We start from the raw sequence: 20,048 nt of genomic DNA, 5'->3' as shown, positions 1-20,048 counted from the left end.
GGTCGGAGGGGTCAGCTGGTAAAGGATGTGCCGGCAGAAGCCGCGATGGCGCGATCGCTGGCCAACGTGGCGATCGCGGTGTCCTGGACGCCGGTGCCGGTCAGATCGCAGATCGTCAGGGCCTCGGCCGAGGGACGACCCGCATTGCGGCCGGCGACGATGGCGCCGAGTTCGGCGAAGGGGGCGTCCGCGGAGACCGCGCCGGCGGCGATCGCGTGGTGCAGTTCGCCCAGCCGCCGGGTCTGGGACAGGCTGTCGGCGACATAGAGGTCGGCGCCTGCGATGGTGGTCGGATCGAGCTCATTCTTGTGCTCGGCATCCGAGCCCATGGCGGTCACGTGCTGGCCGGGCGCCAGCCAGCCCGCCATCAGGATCGGCGTTTCGGACGGGGTCGTCGTCACCACGATGTCGGCGCCGTCAACGGCCCGCTCGCCGTCGGCGACGGCGGTGACCGCGATCCCGAGTTCCGCCGAAAGCTCCGCCGCCGCTGCATCCGCCTTGCCGGGATCGCGGGCCCAGATCCGCGCCTCGGCGATCGGCCGCACCAGCGTCAGCGCCTTGAGCTGCAGCCGCGCCTGGACGCCGGCACCGAAGATGGCTGCGACGGCAGAATCCGGCCGGCTGAGTTGCCGGGCGGCGACCGCGCCGGCCGCAGCCGTGCGCACGTCGGTCAGATAGCCGTTGTCCAGCAGCAGCGCCTCGACCAGCCCGGTGGTGGAGGACAGCAGCACCATCATGCCGTTGACGCTCGGCAGGCCCAGCTTCGGATTGTCGAAGAAGCCCGGGCTGATCTTGACGGCAAAGCCGGACAGGCCCGGCACATAGGCGGTCTTCACGTCGACCTCGCCGTGATGCTCGGGAATGTCGAGCCGCAGGATCGGCGGCATTGCCACCGCCTTGGTCGCCAGCGCCTCGAAGGCGCCCTCGACGGCGGCGATCGCCTCCGGGTCGAGCGGCACCAGCTGGCGCAGATCGGTTTCGGTGAGGATGCGCATCTGCGGCATCAGGCAGCCTCCTCCAGCGTGTTCGCCCCATTGAGGATGGCGCGATGCAGCCGCATGTCGATGTTGCGGCCCGACAGAAGCGCCAGCGTCGGCCCGTTTGGACGCACCTTGCCGGCCAGAAGCGCCGCGATGCCGACGGCGGCACCGCCCTCCACAATCTCGCGCTCCTCTGCATAGGCGTGCCGGATGCCGGCGGCGATCTCCGCCTCGTCGAGCAGCACCACCTCGTCGACGAGGTGGCGCACGGCCTCGAAGGTCCAGGCATTGCCGAGACCGATGCCGCCGCCGAGGGAATCGGCGAAGGTCGGCAATTCCTCGACTTCGACCGGATGGCCGGCGGCGAGGCTCGCCTGCATGGCGGCGCCGCGGCGCATGGAAATGGCGATCACCCGCGCCTCCGGGCGCAGGCCCTTCACCGCAGCGGCAATACCAGCGACGAGACCGCCGCCCGACAGCGGCACCAGCACCGTGTCGACGTCGGGCAGATCGGCGATGATCTCGAGCCCGATCGTGCCCTGGCCGGCGACGATGGCCGGATGATCGAAGGGCGGCACATTGGTCATGCCTTCCTCGGCAACCAGCCGGTCGACCTCGATCTGGGCCTCGTCCTGCGACCGGCCGACGATCCGGGTCTCGGCGCTCAGGGCGGCGATGGCATCGAGCTTGTTGCGTGGCACCAGCGCCGACATGCAGACGATGCAGCGCACGCCCTCGGCGGCCGCCGCATGGGCCAGCGCCCGGCCGTGATTGCCGGTCGAGGCGGCGGTCACGCCCTTCGCGCGCTGCTCTGGCGTCAGTTGCAGCAGGGCGTTAGTCGCGCCGCGCAGCTTGAAGGCACCGGTGATCTGCCGGTGCTCGTGCTTCAGATGGACCGGCACGCCTAGCCGGTCGGACAGGCTCGGCGAGAGATCGATCGGCGTGCGTCGGATCCTGCCTTCGATCCGGCGGGCGGCGGCTTCAATATCGGTGAGCGTCACGATCCCCATGGCGTCACGCGGCGACGGGCAGGGACCGCCCCATCAGGCGGCCGGCGTCCGGTCGTGCGGCGAGGGCGCCGCAATGGCCAAGGGTCGCCCAGACCGTCGCCAGATTGCTGGTGACGACCGGCCGGCCGATGCGCGCCTCGATCTCCGGCACGGCGGCGGCGGAGCGGAGGGCCGTGCAGGAGATGAACAGGGCCTCGGCGGACGGAGCGGTTGCGGCGACGGCCGCCTCGACCAGGCTGGCCCGCGACATCCGGGCCATGTCCCCGTCATCCTCCATCTCGAGGCAGGTGAAGTTTTCCAGCGTGAAGCCGGCGTCGACGAAATAATCCGCCATCAGTTCGCCGACCGGCACGACATAAGGCGTCAAGACGCTGATCTTCCGGGCGTCGAGGGCGCGCAGGGCCATGGCGGCGGCGGCCGGCGGGGTCACGACGGCGGCTTCGGGTTTGGAGGCGTGGATGGCCGCGGCAATCTCGTCGTCGCCGATCAGCACGGTTCCGGAGGTGCATGAGAAGCAGATCACGTCGAAGGCCTCGCCCGGCAGGAGCAGGCCGGCGGCAGCTGCGAGGCGCGGCTTCATCGCCCGCAGGTTCTCCGTCGTGGTGGGGTTGGCGAACTCGATCCGGGTGCCGAAGACGTGGATTGTGTCGGACGCGACCATGCGCGTGAAATCGGCCTCGGTGGACTGGTCGGTGGCCAGAAGAATCAGGCCAACACGGCGCCCGCAAGCCCGCTCATCGAGAGCGAGAGGCAGATCCGAGGTGGTGATCGGGACGCTCATGGCAGAAACTTTCAACAGGGAAAACAGAGTTTTGTCGCCATGGCCTGATGCTCTCTGCGAACCCGTCGCCGCCGGTGCATGCGCAAGGTGTCGAGGGTGGAAGCCGGACCGGGCGACACGGAGCCGAAAAGGCGCATTTCCTCTCGCCCCGGTCAACCCGCGAACCGCTTGTTCCCCGACGTTACAGCGCTCAAATGACCACGCATTGGGCATGCTCGGCAATTAGGCGAACCGTCCTTTTTCCGTCGCGCCAGAAGTGTATTCTGCTGCCTGCCCGAACGCATTCGGGCGAACGCTCGCTCGACACGGCGCGATAATATTCGGAAGCTGATCTTCGGCGATCCAGAGGATGCGAACGTTGACTGACGGTCGTCGATGTGCAGGCTTGGGCTCCCTTCAAGCAGGAGCCCGGTGCTTCACGCCGGTTCGTGCAATCGAACCCTGTGCTAAGCAGGCGAAATATCCGAGATCGACTGATCTCGCCGGCGATGATCCTGAATTCCATTGCCGATCGTGCGCCGTCGGCGGATTTTTCGCGGGCTACGCTTTTCCTGCTGATTTCGAATGCTATGGTTTGTTGACCTCCTGTCGTCGAACCGAGAAACGGAGATCGTTGAATGACCAATCCGATGAAGACGCGCCGCCGCAATCTGGTGGCCAAGACCCTGGCAGCCACGACCGCGCTCACCCTTCTGGCCGGCCCGGCCTTTGCCGCCGAGTGGAAATACGCCATCGAGGAAGCGCTGGAAGAGGTTCAGGGCGTCTACGCCACGAAGTTCAAGGAGCACATCGAGGCGAATTCGGACCACACCGTCGCCATCTTCCCGTTCGGCACACTTGGCGAGTCCGCCGACACCACCGAACTGGCCCAGATGGGCGCCATCCAGTTCGTCGATGCCTCGCCCGGCTTCACCGGCAGCCTGATCCCCGAGCTTCAGGTCTTCCTGATGCCCTATGTGCTGCCGGAAGACCCGGCCGTGCTGGCGGATTTCTACAAGACGTCGTCGACGATCAACGAGGATCTGGCCGGGCTCTACGACGCGCAGAACCTGCATCTGGTCGACATGTTCCCGGAAGGCGAGGTCGTGATGACGACCAAGGAGCCGGTGACGTCGCCGGCCGATCTGGAGGGCGTGAAGTTCCGCGTGATGACCACGCCGCTGCTGGTCGAGACCTACAACGCCTTCGGCGCGACGGCGACGCCGCTGCCCTGGGGCGAGACCTTCTCCGGTCTGCAGCTCAACATGATCCAGGGCCAGGAGAACCCGATGTTCTTCGTGGAATCCACGAAGATGTACGAGGTGACCGACCACATCACCTTTACCGGCCACAACACCTTCACCACCGCCGTGGCGGCCAACAAGAGCTTCTATGACGGCCTGTCCGACGAGGACAAGGCGCTCGTCACCGAAGCGGCCGATGCAGCCTATGACTACATCATCGACTACCAGAAGGGTCTCGAGGACGAGGCACTCGCCAAGATCCAGGAAGCCAAGCCGAGCATGACGGTGACGCGCCTGACCGACGAGCAGCGTGAGCCGTTCCGCAAGGCGGCCGAGCAGGTCCGTGAAAAGTTCGTCGAGATGACGGGCGACAGCGGCAAGGCCGTGCTCGACGGTTTCGAGGCCGACATCAAGGCCTCGCAGGAGCGGGTCGGCGGCTGATCCGACAGGAGTCCGACCGGCGGTTCGTTCGCCGGTCGCCGAAAGCTGCTGCCGCGCTATCATCATGCGCGGCAGCATATGTGTGGCGCCATAGGATGGAACGCCGATGAACCGACCCGACCCGTCGACCGACCCGGATGCCCCCGCCGAGAGTCTGGGTGGCCCGAGGCCCTCCGAGGATTCCTCGACCAACAAGACGGACGCGCCCGAAAGCGGCTTTTCCGGCGTTCTCAAGCCCTTCCAGATTCTCGATCGGTCGATCGCGGTGCTCGAATCCGTCATCCTGACGGCCGGCATCCTGATGATGGCGTTCAATTCCGTCGCCAATGTCATCGGCCGGTTCGTCTTCGGACGCAGCCTCTATTTCTCGCAGGAACTCAACCAGTTTTTGGTCATCCTGGTGACCTTCGCCGGCATCGGCTTCGCCGCGCGCCACGGCCGCCATATCCGGATGTCGGCGATCTATGACGAACTGCCCGATCCGGCGCGCCGCGCCCTGATGATCGTCATCGCGCTGGTCACCGCCGCGACCATGTTCATCCTTGCCTGGTTCTCCTGGTTCTACGTCGTCAGCGTCTTTGACACCGGCCGGATTTCCCCGGTGCTGCGCCTGCCGATCTACGTGACCCTCGTCTGGCTGCCGGTCGGCTTCGTCATCACCGGCATCCAGTACGTGCTGACGGCCCTGGCCAATCTGACCCGGCCGGAAATCTACCTGTCCGTCTCCGTCGTCGATTCCTACGAAGACACCGAAACCCAGATCTGACGCCGCCACCGCCGTCGACCTGCCCGAACTTCCGCCGCCGCGCGCTCTGACCAGAGGAAATCCATGGCAACTGCGATGCTCTCGACCATGGTGGTTCTCCTGCTTCTGGGGTTCCCGATGATGGTGCCGCTGCTCATGGCGACACTGGTGGGGTTCTTCTTCTTCCTGCCGATCGGGCCGGAGATCATGGTCCAGCAGATGATCGCCGGCATCCGGCCGGCCGCGCTGGTGGCCGTGCCGATGTTCATCCTGGCAGCGGACATCATCACCAAGGGCCATTCGGCCGACCGGCTGATCGACCTGGTGATGCGCTTCGTCGGCCATATGCGCGGCGGTCTGGGCGTCGCGACGGCGATGAGCTGCACTTTGTTCGGCGCGGTTTCGGGCTCGACCCAGGCAACGGTGGTCGCCGTCGGCGGGCCGCTGCGGCCGCGCATGCTGAAGGCCGGATACAGCGACAGCTTCACCCTGGCGCTGATCATCAATTCCTCCGACATCGCCATGCTGATCCCGCCCTCGATCGCGATGATCATCTACGGTGTCGTGTCCGGTACCTCGATTTCGGAACTGTTCATCGCCGGTGTCGGGCCGGGCCTGCTGATCCTGGTCCTGTTCTCGATCTACGCCGTGATCTACGCACGGATGCACAATCTGGAGACCGAGCCGAAATCCACCTGGCGCGAGCGCGGCCAGGCGATGGTGGCGGCGATCTGGCCGCTCGGCTTCCCGCTGATCGTCGTCGGCGGCATCTATGGCGGCATCTTCAGCCCGACAGAGGCGGCCTCCGTCTGCGTCGGCTATGCGCTGCTTCTGGAGATGGTCATCTTCCGCTCGCTGAAGCTGAGCGACATCTTTGACATCGCCAAGTCGACCGGCCTGATCACCGCAGTGGTTTTCATCCTCGTCGCGGCCGGCGCGGCGTTCTCCTGGGTCATCTCGTTCCAGCAGATCCCGCAGATGCTCCTCGGGGCGATCGGCCTCACGGAGGCCGGGCCGGTGGGCGTGCTGATCGCGATCTCCATTGCCTTCTTCGTCGGCTGCATGTTCGTCGACCCGATCGTGGTCATTCTGGTGCTGGTGCCGATCTTCTCGCCGCTCGTTTCCGGACTCGGGCTTGACCCGGTGCTGGTCGGCGTGATCATCACGCTGCAGGTTGCGATCGGGTCGGCCACGCCGCCCTTCGGCTGCGATATCTTCACGGCGATCGCGATCTTCAAACGTCCTTATATCGAGGTGATCCGCGGTACGCCGCCGTTCATCTTCATCCTGCTCCTGGTCAGTGCGTTGCTCATCGCATGGCCGCCGCTGGCGCTGTTCCTTCGCGATCTGGCCTTCCGCTAGGCCGCGAAGGGCCGGGGTCTGTCGACACGATCCGAACCGCTCCTGGAGGCGATGCATGTACAAGACGGTCCTCGTGCCCGTGGATGGCTCTCCCATGGCCACGCGCGCCCTCGATGTGGCGTCCGAAATGTGCCGGCTCTTTGGCGCCCGCCTGATCACCTTGTGCGTCTATCGGCATCATTCGCCGCTGGAAGCCTCGCTCTCCATGGTCCGGGTGAAGCAGGCCGCCGAGCGGCCGGACGATTCTCTCAAGACCTACGCCAGCGAGATCGCCGCGGCGGCCAAGGCCCGGGCGCTGGATTCCGGCGTCGAAGATGTCACCGCCTATGCCAAGCGTGGTCAGCCGTCGCGCGCCATCGTCGCCTTCGCCAGGCAGCATGAGTGCGACCTGGTCGTGCTTGGCGCCCGCGGCAACGGCGACATCGAGGGCTTCCTTCTTGGCTCGGTCTCCCACAAGGTGGCCTCGCTTGCGCCCCAGCATTGCCTGATCGTGCGCTGAGACACGACACTCGGCGGTGGACGCCGGCCAAACCGGCAGTCTATTGAAGGGGATCGACCTCTTCGGACCAGGACTCGCCATGCCACCGGGCCGCATCAAGCTGGACGACCGCGATATCAAGATCCTGACCATCCTCCAGTCGGAGGGTCGGATTCCGAAGGCGACGCTGGCGGAGCGCGTGAACCTGTCGCCGACGCCCTGCTGGGAGCGGCTGAACCGGCTGGAGGAAGCGGGCATCATCGAGGGCTACGGCGCGATGATCGCCGAGAGCACCTACGGGCCGCTTACCGTACTCTTCGTGATGATGGAGATCGAGAGCCACCGCACGGAGGATTTTGCGGCTTTCGAGGCGGCGATCCGCGACGTGCCGGAGATCGTCGAGTGCTTCTCGGTATCCGGCGGTTTCGACTATCTCTGCAAGTTCGTTACGCGTGATCTCGCCAGCTATCAGGCGATCATCGACAAGCTTCTGTCGAACGGCGCCGGGGTGAAGCGCTACTTCAGCTACCCCGTGATGACGTCGATCAAGAAGGCACCAATCCCCATCCAGATGATCGCCGACACGGCGCGCTGAGGCGCGGGCGACGAGCCATCGCCGCAGCGGCCCTTCGGCAGGACAGAATTCGCTTCCCGGACCGATCTATGGCCGACGTCTCGCCTGCGAACGCGATAGCGTTCTCCTGACGGAACAGGAGAGCGCCATGTCTGCAGCGATACGCCATCTCGACACCCTTCACCCTCTGGCCGCGCTCGACGACGCGACGCTGTTCGTCCAGGCGGCTTTTCTGGCCGGGCGCTGGATCACCAGCGATGCGACCGTCGCCGTCACCGATCCGGCCACCGGCGAGACCCTCGGGTTCATCCCCGCTCTCACCGCCGCGGACACCGGCCGGGCGATCGACGCGGCCGAAGCCGCGCTGCCGGCCTGGCGCGCGCTGCTGCCGCAGGAGCGGGCGCGAATCCTCAAGCGCTGGCATGATCTGATCCTGGCGTCGCGTGAGGATCTGGCGCTGCTGATGACGCTGGAGCAGGGCAAGCCGCTGGCCGAGTCCCGCGGCGAGATCGACTATGCGGCGTCCTTCGTCGACTATTACGCCGAGGAGGCGCGGCGCGTTGCGGTCGAGGGGCTGACCAGCCATCTGCCGAACGCGCAGATGACGCTTTGCCGCGTGCCGCTGGGCGTCGTCGGTCTGGTGACGCCGTGGAACTTCCCGGCCGCCATGCTGACCCGCAAGGCGGCCGCGGCGCTCGCCGCCGGCTGCACCACGGTGGCCCATCCGTCGTCGGAAACCCCGTTCTCGGCCCTGGCGCTGGCGGCGCTGGCCGAACGCGCCGGCATGCCGGCCGGCGTCTTCAACGTCGTCACCGGCAACGCCGCGACGATCGTCGGCCGCCTCTGCGAGGATCGCCGCGTGCGGGCCATGAGCTTCACCGGCTCGACCGAGATCGGCCGGCTGATCGCAGCGCAGGCCGCACCGACGGTCAAGCGTCTGATCATGGAGCTCGGCGGCCACGCACCGCTGATGATCTTCGCCGACAGCGATCTCGACCGGGCCGTCGACATCGCCATGGACGCCAAGTTCGCCACCTCCGGGCAGGACTGCCTGGCGGCCAACCGCATCTATGTCGAGCGGTCGATCTACGAGCCGTTCCTCGCCGCCTTCAAGGCGCGGATCGCGGCGCTGGCGGTCGGGCCGGGTCTGAGTGCCAGCACGGAGATCGGTCCGCTGATGCACGCCCGCGCCATCGCCAAGGTCGAGGCGCAGGTGCACGATGCCGTCGGCCGCGGTGCTCGCTGCCTCGCCGGCGGTGGCCGCGATGCCGCCGGGCCGCTCTTCTACCGGCCGACGCTGCTGGCCGATGTGCCGGAGGATGCGCTGATCATGCATGAAGAGACCTTCGGCCCGGTGGCCGCCGTCACGCCCTTCGACACGGAGGACGAGGTTCTGGCCCGCGCCAACGACACCGAATACGGCCTCGTCGCCTATCTGGTGACGCGCGACGCCGCGCGGATCGCCCGGATGACCGCGGCGCTCGAATACGGCATGGTCGCCGTCAACCGCGTCAAGATCACCGGCACGCCGATCCCCTTCGGCGGCGTCAAGCAGTCGGGCATGGGCCGGGAAGGGGCCCGCCACGGCCTCGAAGCCTTCACCGACCTCAAATATGTCTGTCAGGACATCGGCTGACCGCCGCCTTCGACAGATCCGCATACAGTCAGGACGCATACAGTCAGGACGCATACAGTCAGGAAAGGAGCAGACGATGCTCGACCGGAACAACGAACTCGCCGCCTTCGACCGCGATCATTTCTTCCACCCGTCGACCCATATGGGCAGCCATGCCCGGGGCGAGACGCCGACACGGGTGATCGCCGGCGGCAAGGGCGCGACCATCGTCGATACCAACGGCCGCGAGAGCCTCGACGCCTTTGCCGGCCTCTATTGCGTCAATGTCGGCTACGGCCAGACCGAGATCGCCGACGCGATCGCTGCCCAGGCGCACAAGCTGCCCTATTACCATGCCTATGTCGGCCATGGCTCCGAGGCGTCGATCCAGCTTGCCAAGATGATCATCGACCGGGCGCCGGATCACATGAGCCGGGTCTATTTCGGCCTGTCGGGATCGGACGCCAACGAGACCAACATCAAGCTGATCTGGTACTACAACAACATTCTCGGCCGGCCCGAGAAGAAGAAGATCATCTCGCGCTGGCGCGGCTATCACGGCTCGGGCGTGATGACCGGCTCGCTCACCGGCCTGAAGCTGTTCCACAACGCCTTCGACCTGCCGCGCGCGCCGATCCTGCACACCGAGGCGCCGTATTATTTCCGCCGCGAAGACCGCTCGATGAGCGAGGAGCAGTTCTCCCAGCATTGCGCCGACAAGCTGGAGGAGATGATCCTCGCCGAGGGGCCGGACACGGTCGCCGCCTTCATCGGAGAGCCGATCCTGGGCACCGGCGGCATTGTCCCGCCGCCGGCCGGCTACTGGAAGAAGATCCAGGCGGTGCTGGCGAAATACGACATCCTGCTGGTCGCCGACGAGGTGGTCACCGGCTTCGGGCGTCTCGGCACGATGTTCGGCTCCGAGCATTACGGCATCAAGCCGGACATCATCACCATCGCCAAGGGCCTGACCTCGGCCTATGCGCCGCTCTCGGGCAGCATCATCTCCGACAAGGTCTGGGACGTTCTCGTCCGCGGCTCAGACGAGATGGGGCCGATCGGCCATGGCTGGACCTATTCGGCGCATCCGCTCTGCGCAGCCGCCGGCGTCGCCAATCTCGAACTGATCGACAAGCTCGACCTCGTCGAGAATGCCGGCACCGTGGGCGCGCATTTCCGCAAGGGCCTCGCCGACGCGCTGGCAGGACACGCCCATGTCGGCGAGGTGCGTGGCGACGGCCTGATGGCCGCGGTGGAGTTCGTCGAGGACAAGGACGACCGCAAGTTCTTCGATCCGTCGCTGAAGGTCGGGCCGCAGATCGCCGCGGCGCTGCTGGAGCGCGGCGTCATTGGCCGGGCCATGCCGGAAGGCGACATCCTCGGTTTCGCGCCGCCCTTCGTCCTGACCCGTGAAGAGGCCGATATGGTGGTGGAGCGCACCGCCGATGCCGTGGAGGCGGTGACAGCCAAACTCGGCTGATCGCCACCGGCGCCTATCGCGCCCAAACGAAAAGCGCCCGGCATTGCCGCCGGGCGCTTTTCGTTGTCGGCTTGAGGCGACGGGTCAGACGGCGAGATATTGCAGCCGCATTTCCTTGTCGTCGATGATCTGCTGCGCGGTGCCGTCGAAGACGATCTCGCCCATCTCCAGGATGATCGCGCGGTCGGCCAGATGCAGCGCGGCGATGGCGTTCTGCTCGACCAGGATCGTGGTGATGCCGATCTGCTTGATCTCCTCCAGAATCCGCTCGATTTCCTGCACGATGACCGGCGCCAGCCCCTCATAGGGCTCGTCCAGAAGCAGCAGTTTCACGTCCCGGGCCAGCGCCCGGGCAACGGCCAGCATCTGCTGCTCGCCGCCGGACATGGTGATGCCCTCCTGGGTGCGGCGCTCGGCCAGCCGGGGGAAGTGTTCGTAGATCCGCTCCAGCGACCAGCCGATGGGCGGCTCGATCTGCGCGAGCTTGAGGTTCTCCTCCACCGTCAGGCCGGCGATGATCCGCCGGTCCTCGGGTACCAGCTGCACGCCGAGTCGTGCGGCCTCGTAGCCCTGCATGGTGTGCAGCGGCTGGCCGTCGAGCCAGATCTCGCCGTGCTTCAGCTCCGGCGAACCGGCCCGCGCGATGGTGCGCAGCGTCGAGGTTTTGCCGGCGCCGTTGCGGCCGAGCAGGGCGACGATCTCGCCCTCGCGTACCTCGAAGGAGACGCCCTGCACGATGTAGCTCTCGCCGTAATAGGCATGCAGGTCGCGGGCTGCGAAGAAGGGCTGGCCCTCGGACCGGACGGTTTCGGCCCGGGCGCTTCGACCATGCGGCCGGACGGCGTCGATCGTGTCGCTCATAGATGGGCTCCCCCAAGATAGGCTTCCTGCACGCGCGGATCGGCCTTGATCGCCTCGGGCGTGCCCTCGGCGATCACCGTGCCCTGCGCCATCACGCTGACGGTCGAGGCCAGCGAGAACACGACATGCATGTCGTGCTCGATGATCACCTTTGTGATGCCGCGCTTGGCGATCGCCTTGAGGAGATCGACGGTGTTGTTGGTGTCGGCCCGCGACATGCCGGCGGTCGGCTCGTCGAGCAGCAGCAGCTTGGGCCGCTGGACGAGGCACATCGCCAGCTCCAGCCGCCGCTTGTCGCCGCGGGACATGGAATCGACCCGCTGGTGGCGCTGGGCGGCCAGGTTGAGATCCTCGAGGATCTCCTCTGCCTCCTCCAGCACGACACGCCGGTCGTTGGCGCGGCCCCAGAGATTGATCTTGAAGGCGCCGTCCTTGCGGGCGAAAGCCGGAATCATGACGTTTTCCATGACCGTCAGCTCGGCGAAGGTCTCCGGCGTCTGGAACACCCGCGCGATGCCGGCCTGGTTGATCTCATACGGATTGTGCCCGAGCAGCGGTGCGCCGTTGAACTCGACGGTGCCTTCGTCCGGTACGATCCGCCCGACTAGGGTGTTGAGCAGGGTCGACTTGCCGGCGCCGTTCGGCCCGATGATGGCGTGGACCGTGCCTTCCTTGACCTTGAGATTTACGTCGTCGAGAGCCTTCAGGCCGCCGAAGCGCTTGCTGACGCCGTTGATGGTGAGAATGTCCATGCCGGCTCTTTCTATTGGTGGTTCGCGCGGGCAGCGGCGGTGTCGCCGGTGGTCCCGTCAGCCGGTTTGGGCTTGTGGAACAGGGCGCCGATGCGGCGCAGGCCCTCCATGATCCCGCCCGGCAGGAAGATGACGATGACCATGAACAGGAGGCCGAGCGTCAGGTGCCAGCCTTCGCCGACGAAGGGGCTGGTGATCTCGACCGCCACGTTCTGTGCCCAGCCGGGCAGAAAGTCGAAGCTGCGATAGAGGAAGCCGTCGTTAAAGGACGAGAAGATCTGCTCGAGATACTTCATCACGGCCGCGCCGATCACCGGTCCGAGCAGCGTGCCGACGCCGCCGAGAATGGTCATCAGCACGACCTCGCCCGACGCCGTCCACTGCATCCGGTCGGCGCCGGCGAGGGGGTCGGTGACCGCCAGGAGGCCGCCGGCGAGGCCGGCATACATGCCCGAGATGACGAAGGCGGTGAGCAGATACGGGCGGGCGGCAAAGCCGGTGTAGCCCATGCGGTTCTGGTTCGACTTGATGGCGAACAGCATCATGCCGAAGGTCGAGTTGCGGATCCTGAGCGCCAGGAAGAAGCCCAGAACCAGCAGGATCGCGCAGAAATAGAAGCCCGGATAGCCCTGCAGTTCGATGCCGAAGAAGTTCGGCTTGGGAAGGCCGGCGCCGACTTCGCCCAGCGCCCGGTCGATCAGCCGCGGATCGGAACGGGAAATCTGGAGTCCGGTCTCGCCGTTGGTGATCGGCGTCAGCACCGAATAGGCGAGATTGTAGGACATCTGCGCGAAGGCGAGCGTCAGGATCGAGAAATAGATGCCGGCGCGGCGCAGGCAGACGAAGCCGATGACCAGCGCCAGGAGCCCGGCGACGATGATCGCGAAGGGGACCGCGAAGATCGCGTTCATCGACAGGAGCTTGAACATCCAGACCGCGGCGTAGGATCCGGTTCCCAGGAACGCTGCGTGGCCGAAGGACAGATAGCCGGAGAAGCCGAACAGGATGTTGAAGCCGATCGCGAAGATCCCGAAGATCGCGAATTTCTGCAGGATGTCCGGGTAGCCCGCGCCGATCGGCGCGAGCCAGATCGGCATGGTCAGGACGGCCGCCGCGAAGATCGCGGTGAAGGCGTAGTCGCCCATCGTGGTGGCGAAGAACGGCCGCGAGTCGCGGGTCTTGCGGGTGGTCTCGTGCGGCGTGCCGCCGAGGTCGGTCGGGGTGATGGCGCTGTTCATCGATCAGGCCTCCATGACGCCCTTGCGGCCCATCAGTCCACGCGGGCGGACCAGCAGGACGACGACGGCGACAAGGTAGATGATGATCTGGTCGATGCCCGGCACGATCGCCTTGATCTCGGTCATCGAGGAGAAGGACTGCAGGATGCCGAGCAGGAAGCCGGCGACCACGGCGCCGCCCAGCGACCCCATGCCGCCGACGACGACGACCACGAAGGAGAGCACCAGGAAGTCCATGCCCAGATGGTAGTTGGGTGACAGGATCGGCGTGTACATGACGCCCGCCAGCCCGGCGACGACGGCAGCGAGGCCGAAGACGATGGAGAACTTGCGGCCGATATTGATGCCCAGCAGGCCCACCGTCTCGCGATCCGCCATGCCGGCCCGCACCACCATGCCGAAGGTGGTGAGCTGCAGGAAGGCGAAGACCGCGCCGATGATGGCCAGCGAGAACAGGAAGTAGACGATGCGCCACATCGGATAGCTGAGGCCGGCAATGCCGAACCACTGGCCGACATCGGCGCTGCCGGCAAAGGCCGGGGGCGCGGTCATCGGGATCGGATTGGCGCCGAAATAGTGCTTCACGATCTCCTGCAGGACGATGGCGAGGCCGAAGGTCACGAGGATCTGCTCGGCATGGCTGCGCTTGTAGAAGAAGCGGATCAGGCCGCGCTCCATCGCCAGTCCGACGAGCAGCATGAAGGGGATCGCGAGGAGGATCGACAAGGGCACCGACCAGTCGAGGATCGTGCGGCCGGTCTCGCCGAACCAGATCTCCAGATAGGGGACTTCCTTGTAAGCCTCGAAGAAGGTGACGCTCTCGTCGCGCACGCGCTCGGAGATCGACAGGACCATGGAGAAGGCGACGGCGCAGAAGGCGCCGAGCATGAAGAGGGCGCCGTGGGCGAAATTGACCACCCCGAGCGTACCGAAGATCAGGGTCAGTCCGAGGGCAATGAGCGCATAGGCCCCGCCCTTGTCGAGACCGTTGAGGATCTGAAGAATGATGGCGTCCATGTGCCCCTTGGTCGCTCCTGGCATTGCCGCTTTGAATTGTCGGGGTCGATACGCGCGGCCCTTGGCGAGCGGCAGTTCGATTGCCTCGTGTCGCCGTCGCCCGCTGGGCCGGCGCCTGTCGTCTTGATGTCTGCGATGCTGGACGGTCGCCGGCATGTCTGCCGGCGACCTGATCGGGTCAGGATGCGATCAGCATTCCTTCGCGTCGTAGGGGCCAAGTTCGCCGCCGAAGATCGACGCGTCGTAGGTCACGTCGTCGCGCGGCACGACCTTGACGATCTCCATCAGGTCGAACTGGTTGGTCGGCTCCTGCTTGCCGCGTACGACCAGCACGTCCTTGAAGCACTGGTGGTCCTCGGCGCGGTAGAGCGTCGGGCCATTGCCCATGCCGTCGAACTCGAAGCCTTCGAGCGCCTTGATCAGTTCCGGCGGATAGAAGGTGCCGGCGGTCTCGGCGGCGTTGGCGTAGAGCAGCGTCTGGACGTAGCAGGTGTGGGCGGCCTGCGACGGCGGGCTGCCATATTCCTCGCCGAAGGACTTCGAAAACGCCTTGGTGGCGGCGTTGTCGAGCTTCCAGTCCCAGTTGGCGGTGCCCAGGATGCCCTTCACGGCTTCGCCCGCACCCTGTGCCATCAGCTCGGAGAACAGCGGCACGACGATCTGGAAGTCCTTGCCGTTGACCTGCTTGGAGCGCATGTCGAACTGGGTGACGGCCTGGCGCAGCGAATTGACCATGTCGCCGCCGTAATGGTTCAGGATCAGGACGTCGGCGCCCGAATTCAGGACCGGCGTCAGATACTGCGAGAAGTCGCCGGCGCCGAGCGGGGTGCGAACGGCCTCCACCGTCTCCCAGCCGAGCGCTTCGGTAGCGTTCTTGATCGACTCCTCCTGGGTCCAGCCCCAGGTGTAGTCGGCGGTCAAATGGTAGGCGCGGCGGTCCTTGCCGTATTCCTCGGCGAGGATCGGGCCAAGCGCCTGGCCGGACATGTAGGCGTTGAAGAAGTGGCGGAAGCCGTAGCGCCGCTTGTCCTTGCCGGTGGTGTCGTTGGAGTGGGTCAGGCCGGCCATGAACATCACGCCCATGTCCTGGCACAGCGACTGCACCGCCACGGCGACGCCCGAGGACGAACCGCCGGAGATCATGATCGCCTTGTCGGCCTCGATCATGCGCTTGGCCGAGGCGCGGGCCGCGTCGGACTTGGTCTGGGTGTCGCCGGTCACGAAGGCGACCTTCTTGCCCAGGATGCCGTTGCCCTTGAGATTGGACGGCTGCATCGTCGACAGCATGCCGCCGTCGCCTTCGCCGTTCAGGTGCTTGACCGCCAGCTGGAAGGCGCGCAGCTCGTCGGCGCCTTCATCTGCATACGGACCGGACTGCGGCACGTTGAAGCCGAGCGTCACGGTGCCACCGGACGGGTTGTTGCAGAATGCCTGATCCTGCGCCCAGGCCCCGCGCGTGAAGACGTGCGGCATGGCGAGACCGGCCGTGATGCCGGCGCCGGTCGTCAGCAGTCGACGACGGGTCCATCCGTCCTTGTAAAATGCCATTGGTCACCTCCCGATTATCCCATTCCGGCCGTAGCGGCAGACAGCACGACATATCGATCGTCCGCCCCAGGTCCCGCCGGATGACGCGCATCGTCCACGAGTCCGCGGTTTTCGACTATAGTACTTTCGGATGAACCGGCCTCGACGTCTGTCCTATATTGTCCCTCCGTGCGATAATGCAGTGCAATATTGCGATGCAGCAATATCGATCCGCGCCATGACTGGCCGGTTGCTGGCGGGGCGCGAGCCGGCGTCGGGCCGGGCTCGCCGGATGACGCATTGCGGGCGCTGCGACCGGCTGGCGTGTTGACCTTCGCACGGGGAGGGGAGACCTTCGCCGCCAATGCCGGCTACAGGGAGAAGACCGGCACGATTCGCGGTCGATCCCGAACGCCCGTCCTGCGGACGGCCGGGGTCAGGGAGGAACAGGACGATGTTCGACAAGAGCATGAATTTCGCGCTTGGCGAGGAGATCGAGGCGCTGCGCGACATGGTGCGCCGCTTCGCGCAGGAGCGGATCGCCCCCCGCGCCTCGGAGATCGACCGGACAAACGAATTTCCCAACGAACTGTGGACCGAACTCGGCGCGCTCGGGCTCCTTGGCGTCACGGTCGAGGAGGAATATGGCGGCTCGGCCATGGGCTATCTTGCCCATTGCGTCGCCATCGAGGAGATCTCCCGCGCCTCGGCCTCGGTGGGCCTGTCCTACGGCGCCCATTCCAATCTCTGCGTCAACCAGATCCGGCGCAACGGCACCGCCGAGCAGAAGGCGAAATACCTGCCGAAGCTCGTCTCGGGCGAGCACGTCGGATCGCTCGCCATGTCGGAATCCGGCGCCGGCTCCGATGTCGTCGGCATGAAGCTGCGGGCCGACAAGCGCAACCACCGCTTCGTCCTCAACGGCACCAAGATGTGGATCACCAACGGTCCCGATGCCTCGACCCTGATCGTCTACGCCAAGACCGATCCGGATGCCGGCCCGCGCGGCATCACGGCCTTCCTGATCGAGAAGGACATGGCCGGCTTCTCGACCGCCCAGAAGCTCGACAAGCTCGGCATGCGCGGCTCCAACACCTGCGAGCTGGTGTTCCAGGATTGCGAGGTGCCCTACGAGAACATCCTCGGCGAGGAGGGCGGCGGCGCCAAGGTGCTGATGAGCGGCCTCGACTACGAACGCGTGGTGCTCTCGGCCGGCCCCCTCGGCATCATGGCCGCCTGCCTCGACGTCGTCGTGCCTTACGTCCACGAGCGCGAGCAGTTCGGCCAGCCGATCGGCGAGTTCCAGCTGATGCAGGGCAAGCTCGCCGACATGTATGTCACGATGAATGCCTGCCGGGCCTATGTTTACGCGGTGGCGGCGGCCTGCGATCGCGGCGAGACCAGCCGCAAGGACGCCGCCGGCTGCATCCTCTATGCCGCCGAGAAGGCGACCCAGATGGCGCTGGAGGCGATCCAGGCGCTGGGCGGCAACGGCTATATCAACGACTATCCGACCGGCCGGCTGCTGCGCGACGCCAAGCTCTACGAGATCGGCGCCGGCACCTCGGAGATACGCCGCATGCTGATCGGTCGCGAGTTGTTCCGGGAGACCGCGTAGGTGGCGGTCCTCACCTCGTCCATCTCGCCGCGGTCCGACGCCTTCGCGGCCAATCGCGACGCCATGGCCAGGCAGATGCAGGCGGTCGAAGCGGCCGCCGAAGCCGCCATGGTCGGCGGCGGCGACAGGGCGCGCGAACGGCATCTGTCACGCGGCAAGCTGTTGCCGCGTGATCGGGTGGAGAGCCTGCTCGATCCCGGCTCGCCCTTTCTGGAGGTCGGCCTGTTCGCGGCGCACGGGCTCTACGAGGGCGCGGTGCCGGCGGCCGGCATGATCGCCGGCATCGGCCGGGTGGCGGGCCGCGAGGTGATGGTCCTCGCCAACGACGCCACGGTGAAGGGCGGGACCTACTTCCCCACGACGGTAAAGAAGCACCTGCGAGCCCAGGAGATCGCCGAGCAGAACGGCCTGCCCTGCGTCTATCTGGTCGATTCCGGCGGCGCCAACCTGCCGAACCAGGACGAAGTCTTTCCGGACCGCGACCATTTCGGCCGCATCTTCTACAATCAGGCGCAGATGTCGGCGAAGGGCATTCCCCAGATCGCCGTCGTCATGGGCTCCTGCACCGCTGGCGGCGCCTATGTGCCGGCGATGAGCGACGAGACCATCATCGTGCGCAATCAGGGCACGATCTTCCTTGCGGGCCCGCCGCTGGTGAAGGCCGCCACGGGCGAGGTGGTCTCGGCCGAGGATCTGGGCGGCGGCGACGTCCATACCCGGCTCTCCGGCGTCGCCGACCATCTCGCCAATGACGATCTCCACGCGCTGGAACTCGCCCGCCGGGCCGTCGCCAATCTGAACCGGCCGAAACCGTTCACGGTGGAACTGCAGGCGCCCGAGGCGCCGGCCTACGATCCCGAAGAACTGCTCGGCATCGTGCCGGCCGACCCGAAGACGCCCTACGACGTGCGCGAGGCCATTGCCCGCATCGTCGACGGCTCGCGTTTCGACGAGTTCAAGGCGCGCTACGGGCCGACCCTGGTCTGCGGCTTCGCCCATGTCTGCGGCATCCCGGTCGGCATCGTCGCCAACAATGGCGTGCTGTTCGCCGAAAGCGCCGTGAAGGGCGCGCATTTCGTCGAGCTCTGCTCGCAGCGCAAGATCCCGCTGGTCTTCCTGCAGAACATCACCGGCTTCATGGTCGGCCGCGCCTATGAAGCGGGCGGCATCGCCAAGCACGGCGCCAAGCTGGTCACCGCCGTCGCCACGACCTCGGTGCCCAAGGTCACGATGCTGATTGGCGGCTCCTACGGCGCCGGCAATTACGGCATGTGCGGCCGGGCCTACAGCCCACGTTTCCTGTGGACCTGGCCGAACAGCCGCATCGCCGTGATGGGCGGCGAGCAGGCGGCGGGCGTGCTGGCGACGGTAAAGCGCGACGGCATCGAACGGCACGGCGGCGAATGGTCGGCCGAAGAGGAAGCCGAGTTCAAGCGCCCGACGATCGAGATGTTCGAGCGCCAGAGCCATCCGCTCTACGCCTCCGCGCGCCTGTGGGACGACGGCATCGTCAATCCGGCCAGGACCCGCGAGATCCTGGCCCTGTCGCTCTCGGCCTCGCTGAACGTGCCGATCCCGGAAACCCGGTTTGGCCTGTTCCGGATGTGATTGGTATGGGCGTCCGCAAGGGCTATCATTATGATGGCATCAGGAGGCGACGATGGCCCAGATCACGGTTCGGAAACTGGATGACGATGTGCTCGACGCGCTGAAGGCGCGCGCGAGGGCCAACAAGAGGTCCACCGAAGCGGAGATCCGCGACATCCTGAAGCGCGCCACCAACGCGCCGGAATCGGTCGAGCGCGTCTCGCTGTGGGCACTGGCCGGCTCGGCTCCGAGTTCGCGCACGGTCGAGGAGATCGTCGAAGACGTCCGCAAGCTGCGGGATGAATGGGAGCGGTGAGCGAGGCGGGGCGAGAGCGGTTCTACCTCGACAGCAACACGATCATCGCGATCGTGGAGAGACAGAGCGCGTTCACGCCGGCGCAGGAGCGGTTCCTGAAAGCCGCAGACGCGGGAGATGTAAGCGTGTTTTCAAGCGGAGTAGCCTTGGCCGAATGTCTCGTCAAACCGATCCGCGACGGCGATCGGACTCGCCTCGGCGCGCTTCTGAGGTTCTTCGAAGATGAACGGACGCTGCCGCTCGTTCCGGCCGATCGCGGCATCTTCGTGCGGGCGGCGGAGTTGCGGGCGCTCGACTATCTGCAGTTGCCGGATGCCATACACGTCGCTTGTGCGATACGTGCAGGATGCGACGTGTTTCTCAGCGCCGACAGGCGACTGCGTATGCCAGACACCATGCGGCGCATCGCCTTCGATGACCTGCAGTTCGGTCCGGAGTAGGCC

Annotated in this window: 19 protein-coding genes; 11 read left to right on the top strand and 8 right to left on the bottom strand. The window is 66.2% G+C overall.

The window, feature by feature from the left end; translation table 11 throughout:
• Nucleotides 1–11 precede the first annotated feature (11 nt).
• The 3 genes from eutC to eutA are packed head-to-tail and all read right to left on the bottom strand — an operon-like array spanning nt 12 to nt 2,771.
• Complete coding sequence (gene eutC / locus SI859A1_RS11080) at nt 12–1,004, bottom strand: ectoine utilization protein EutC (protein WP_009209856.1); 993 nt, start codon at nt 1,002–1,004, stop codon at nt 12–14.
• Nucleotides 1,004–1,990 carry a hydroxyectoine utilization dehydratase EutB gene (gene eutB, locus SI859A1_RS11075; protein WP_009209855.1) on the bottom strand — a complete coding sequence of 329 codons (987 nt, stop codon included), beginning with the start codon at nt 1,988–1,990 and terminating at the stop codon, nt 1,004–1,006. The genes eutC and eutB overlap by 1 nt, the downstream gene beginning before the upstream one ends.
• 4 nt (nt 1,991–1,994) lie before the next feature.
• Nucleotides 1,995–2,771: an ectoine utilization protein EutA gene (gene eutA / locus SI859A1_RS11070; protein WP_040325701.1), complete on the bottom strand. Its 777-nt coding sequence runs from the start codon at nt 2,769–2,771 to the stop codon at nt 1,995–1,997.
• Nucleotides 2,772–3,388: 617 nt separating this feature from the next.
• Between eutA and SI859A1_RS11065 the strand changes: the two genes are divergently transcribed.
• The 7 genes from SI859A1_RS11065 (at nt 3,389) to SI859A1_RS11035 (ending at nt 10,689) form a co-directional block, all read left to right on the top strand.
• A complete protein-coding gene (locus SI859A1_RS11065; RefSeq protein WP_244400968.1) occupies nt 3,389–4,435 on the top strand; it encodes a TRAP transporter substrate-binding protein in 1,047 nt (348 codons plus the stop codon).
• Nucleotides 4,436–4,541: 106 nt separating this feature from the next.
• Nucleotides 4,542–5,201: a TRAP transporter small permease gene (locus SI859A1_RS11060; protein WP_009209851.1), complete on the top strand. Its 660-nt coding sequence runs from the start codon at nt 4,542–4,544 to the stop codon at nt 5,199–5,201.
• 63 nt (nt 5,202–5,264) lie between these two features.
• Nucleotides 5,265–6,542 carry a TRAP transporter large permease gene (locus SI859A1_RS11055; protein ID WP_009209850.1) on the top strand — a complete coding sequence of 426 codons (1,278 nt, stop codon included), beginning with the start codon at nt 5,265–5,267 and terminating at the stop codon, nt 6,540–6,542.
• 55 nt (nt 6,543–6,597) lie between these two features.
• Nucleotides 6,598–7,041 (top strand): universal stress protein, encoded by a 444-nt coding sequence (locus tag SI859A1_RS11050; protein WP_009209849.1) that lies wholly within the window; start codon nt 6,598–6,600, stop codon nt 7,039–7,041.
• A 79-nt stretch (nt 7,042–7,120) separates the two neighbouring features.
• Nucleotides 7,121–7,615, top strand: coding sequence for an Lrp/AsnC family transcriptional regulator (locus SI859A1_RS11045; protein ID WP_009209848.1), 495 nt, complete (start codon nt 7,121–7,123; stop codon nt 7,613–7,615).
• A gap of 127 nt (nt 7,616–7,742) precedes the next feature.
• Nucleotides 7,743–9,230, top strand: a complete 1,488-nt coding sequence (locus SI859A1_RS11040) for an NAD-dependent succinate-semialdehyde dehydrogenase (protein ID WP_009209847.1) — start codon at nt 7,743–7,745, stop codon at nt 9,228–9,230.
• Nucleotides 9,231–9,306: 76 nt separating this feature from the next.
• Entirely contained in the window at nt 9,307–10,689 is a 1,383-nt protein-coding gene (locus SI859A1_RS11035; protein ID WP_009209846.1) for an aspartate aminotransferase family protein, read from the top strand.
• Between the two features lie 84 nt (nt 10,690–10,773).
• Here the strand turns inward: SI859A1_RS11035 and SI859A1_RS11030 are convergent, their stop codons facing one another.
• The 5 genes from SI859A1_RS11030 to SI859A1_RS11010 all read right to left on the bottom strand — a co-directional run bounded on the left by SI859A1_RS11030 (nt 10,774) and on the right by SI859A1_RS11010 (nt 16,105).
• Entirely contained in the window at nt 10,774–11,550 is a 777-nt protein-coding gene (locus SI859A1_RS11030) for an ABC transporter ATP-binding protein (RefSeq protein WP_009209845.1), read from the bottom strand.
• Nucleotides 11,547–12,302, bottom strand: coding sequence for an ABC transporter ATP-binding protein (locus SI859A1_RS11025; RefSeq protein WP_009209844.1), 756 nt, complete (start codon nt 12,300–12,302; stop codon nt 11,547–11,549). Before SI859A1_RS11025 ends, SI859A1_RS11030 begins: the two co-directional genes overlap by 4 nt.
• Nucleotides 12,303–12,313: 11 nt before the next feature.
• The gene (locus tag SI859A1_RS11020) at nt 12,314–13,447 is read right to left on the bottom strand and encodes a branched-chain amino acid ABC transporter permease (protein ID WP_040326465.1); all 1,134 of its coding nucleotides are present in this window, start codon (nt 13,445–13,447) and stop codon (nt 12,314–12,316) included.
• Nucleotides 13,448–13,543: 96 nt separating this feature from the next.
• Nucleotides 13,544–14,557, bottom strand: coding sequence for a branched-chain amino acid ABC transporter permease (locus tag SI859A1_RS11015; protein ID WP_009209842.1), 1,014 nt, complete (start codon nt 14,555–14,557; stop codon nt 13,544–13,546).
• 189 nt (nt 14,558–14,746) lie between these two features.
• Nucleotides 14,747–16,105, bottom strand: coding sequence for a substrate-binding protein (locus tag SI859A1_RS11010; RefSeq protein ID WP_009209841.1), 1,359 nt, complete (start codon nt 16,103–16,105; stop codon nt 14,747–14,749).
• 448 nt (nt 16,106–16,553) lie between these two features.
• Between SI859A1_RS11010 and SI859A1_RS11005 the strand changes: the two genes are divergently transcribed.
• From SI859A1_RS11005 to SI859A1_RS20335, 4 genes are read left to right on the top strand one after another with little or no spacing between them, the layout of a single operon-like run.
• Nucleotides 16,554–17,702, top strand: coding sequence for an isovaleryl-CoA dehydrogenase (locus SI859A1_RS11005; protein ID WP_009209839.1), 1,149 nt, complete (start codon nt 16,554–16,556; stop codon nt 17,700–17,702).
• Complete coding sequence (locus tag SI859A1_RS11000; RefSeq protein ID WP_009209838.1) at nt 17,703–19,310, top strand: carboxyl transferase domain-containing protein; 1,608 nt, start codon at nt 17,703–17,705, stop codon at nt 19,308–19,310.
• Nucleotides 19,311–19,362: 52 nt separating this feature from the next.
• Nucleotides 19,363–19,605 (top strand): FitA-like ribbon-helix-helix domain-containing protein, encoded by a 243-nt coding sequence (locus tag SI859A1_RS10995; protein WP_040325699.1) that lies wholly within the window; start codon nt 19,363–19,365, stop codon nt 19,603–19,605.
• Nucleotides 19,593–20,045: a type II toxin-antitoxin system VapC family toxin gene (locus SI859A1_RS20335; RefSeq protein WP_009209837.1), complete on the top strand. Its 453-nt coding sequence runs from the start codon at nt 19,593–19,595 to the stop codon at nt 20,043–20,045. Before SI859A1_RS10995 ends, SI859A1_RS20335 begins: the two co-directional genes overlap by 13 nt.
• Nucleotides 20,046–20,048: the final 3 nt, after the last annotated feature.

The organism is Aurantimonas manganoxydans SI85-9A1, assembly GCF_000153465.1.
Lineage (GTDB): Bacteria > Pseudomonadota > Alphaproteobacteria > Rhizobiales > Rhizobiaceae > Aurantimonas > Aurantimonas manganoxydans.
Note: the sequence above shows the minus strand (reverse complement) of the source record. Positions and strands in the feature narration are given on the sequence as shown.

Bases quoted from the DNA above. Each gene is read 5' to 3' on its own strand.
- eutC (WP_009209856.1), bottom strand. From the start codon at position 1,004: ATGCCGCAGATGCGCATCCTCACCGAAACCGATCTGCGCCAGCTGGTG.
- eutB (WP_009209855.1), bottom strand. From the start codon at position 1,990: ATGGGGATCGTGACGCTCACCGATATTGAAGCCGCCGCCCGCCGGATC.
- eutA (WP_040325701.1), bottom strand. From the start codon at position 2,771: ATGAGCGTCCCGATCACCACCTCGGATCTGCCTCTCGCTCTCGATGAG.
- SI859A1_RS11065 (WP_244400968.1), top strand. From the start codon at position 3,389: ATGACCAATCCGATGAAGACGCGCCGCCGCAATCTGGTGGCCAAGACC.
- SI859A1_RS11060 (WP_009209851.1), top strand. From the start codon at position 4,542: ATGAACCGACCCGACCCGTCGACCGACCCGGATGCCCCCGCCGAGAGT.
- SI859A1_RS11055 (WP_009209850.1), top strand. From the start codon at position 5,265: ATGGCAACTGCGATGCTCTCGACCATGGTGGTTCTCCTGCTTCTGGGG.
- SI859A1_RS11050 (WP_009209849.1), top strand. From the start codon at position 6,598: ATGTACAAGACGGTCCTCGTGCCCGTGGATGGCTCTCCCATGGCCACG.
- SI859A1_RS11045 (WP_009209848.1), top strand. From the start codon at position 7,121: ATGCCACCGGGCCGCATCAAGCTGGACGACCGCGATATCAAGATCCTG.
- SI859A1_RS11040 (WP_009209847.1), top strand. From the start codon at position 7,743: ATGTCTGCAGCGATACGCCATCTCGACACCCTTCACCCTCTGGCCGCG.
- SI859A1_RS11035 (WP_009209846.1), top strand. From the start codon at position 9,307: ATGCTCGACCGGAACAACGAACTCGCCGCCTTCGACCGCGATCATTTC.
- SI859A1_RS11030 (WP_009209845.1), bottom strand. From the start codon at position 11,550: ATGAGCGACACGATCGACGCCGTCCGGCCGCATGGTCGAAGCGCCCGG.
- SI859A1_RS11025 (WP_009209844.1), bottom strand. From the start codon at position 12,302: ATGGACATTCTCACCATCAACGGCGTCAGCAAGCGCTTCGGCGGCCTG.
- SI859A1_RS11020 (WP_040326465.1), bottom strand. From the start codon at position 13,447: ATGGGCGACTACGCCTTCACCGCGATCTTCGCGGCGGCCGTCCTGACC.
- SI859A1_RS11015 (WP_009209842.1), bottom strand. From the start codon at position 14,557: ATGGACGCCATCATTCTTCAGATCCTCAACGGTCTCGACAAGGGCGGG.
- SI859A1_RS11010 (WP_009209841.1), bottom strand. From the start codon at position 16,105: ATGGCATTTTACAAGGACGGATGGACCCGTCGTCGACTGCTGACGACC.
- SI859A1_RS11005 (WP_009209839.1), top strand. From the start codon at position 16,554: ATGAATTTCGCGCTTGGCGAGGAGATCGAGGCGCTGCGCGACATGGTG.
- SI859A1_RS10995 (WP_040325699.1), top strand. From the start codon at position 19,363: ATGGCCCAGATCACGGTTCGGAAACTGGATGACGATGTGCTCGACGCG.
- SI859A1_RS20335 (WP_009209837.1), top strand. From the start codon at position 19,593: ATGGGAGCGGTGAGCGAGGCGGGGCGAGAGCGGTTCTACCTCGACAGC.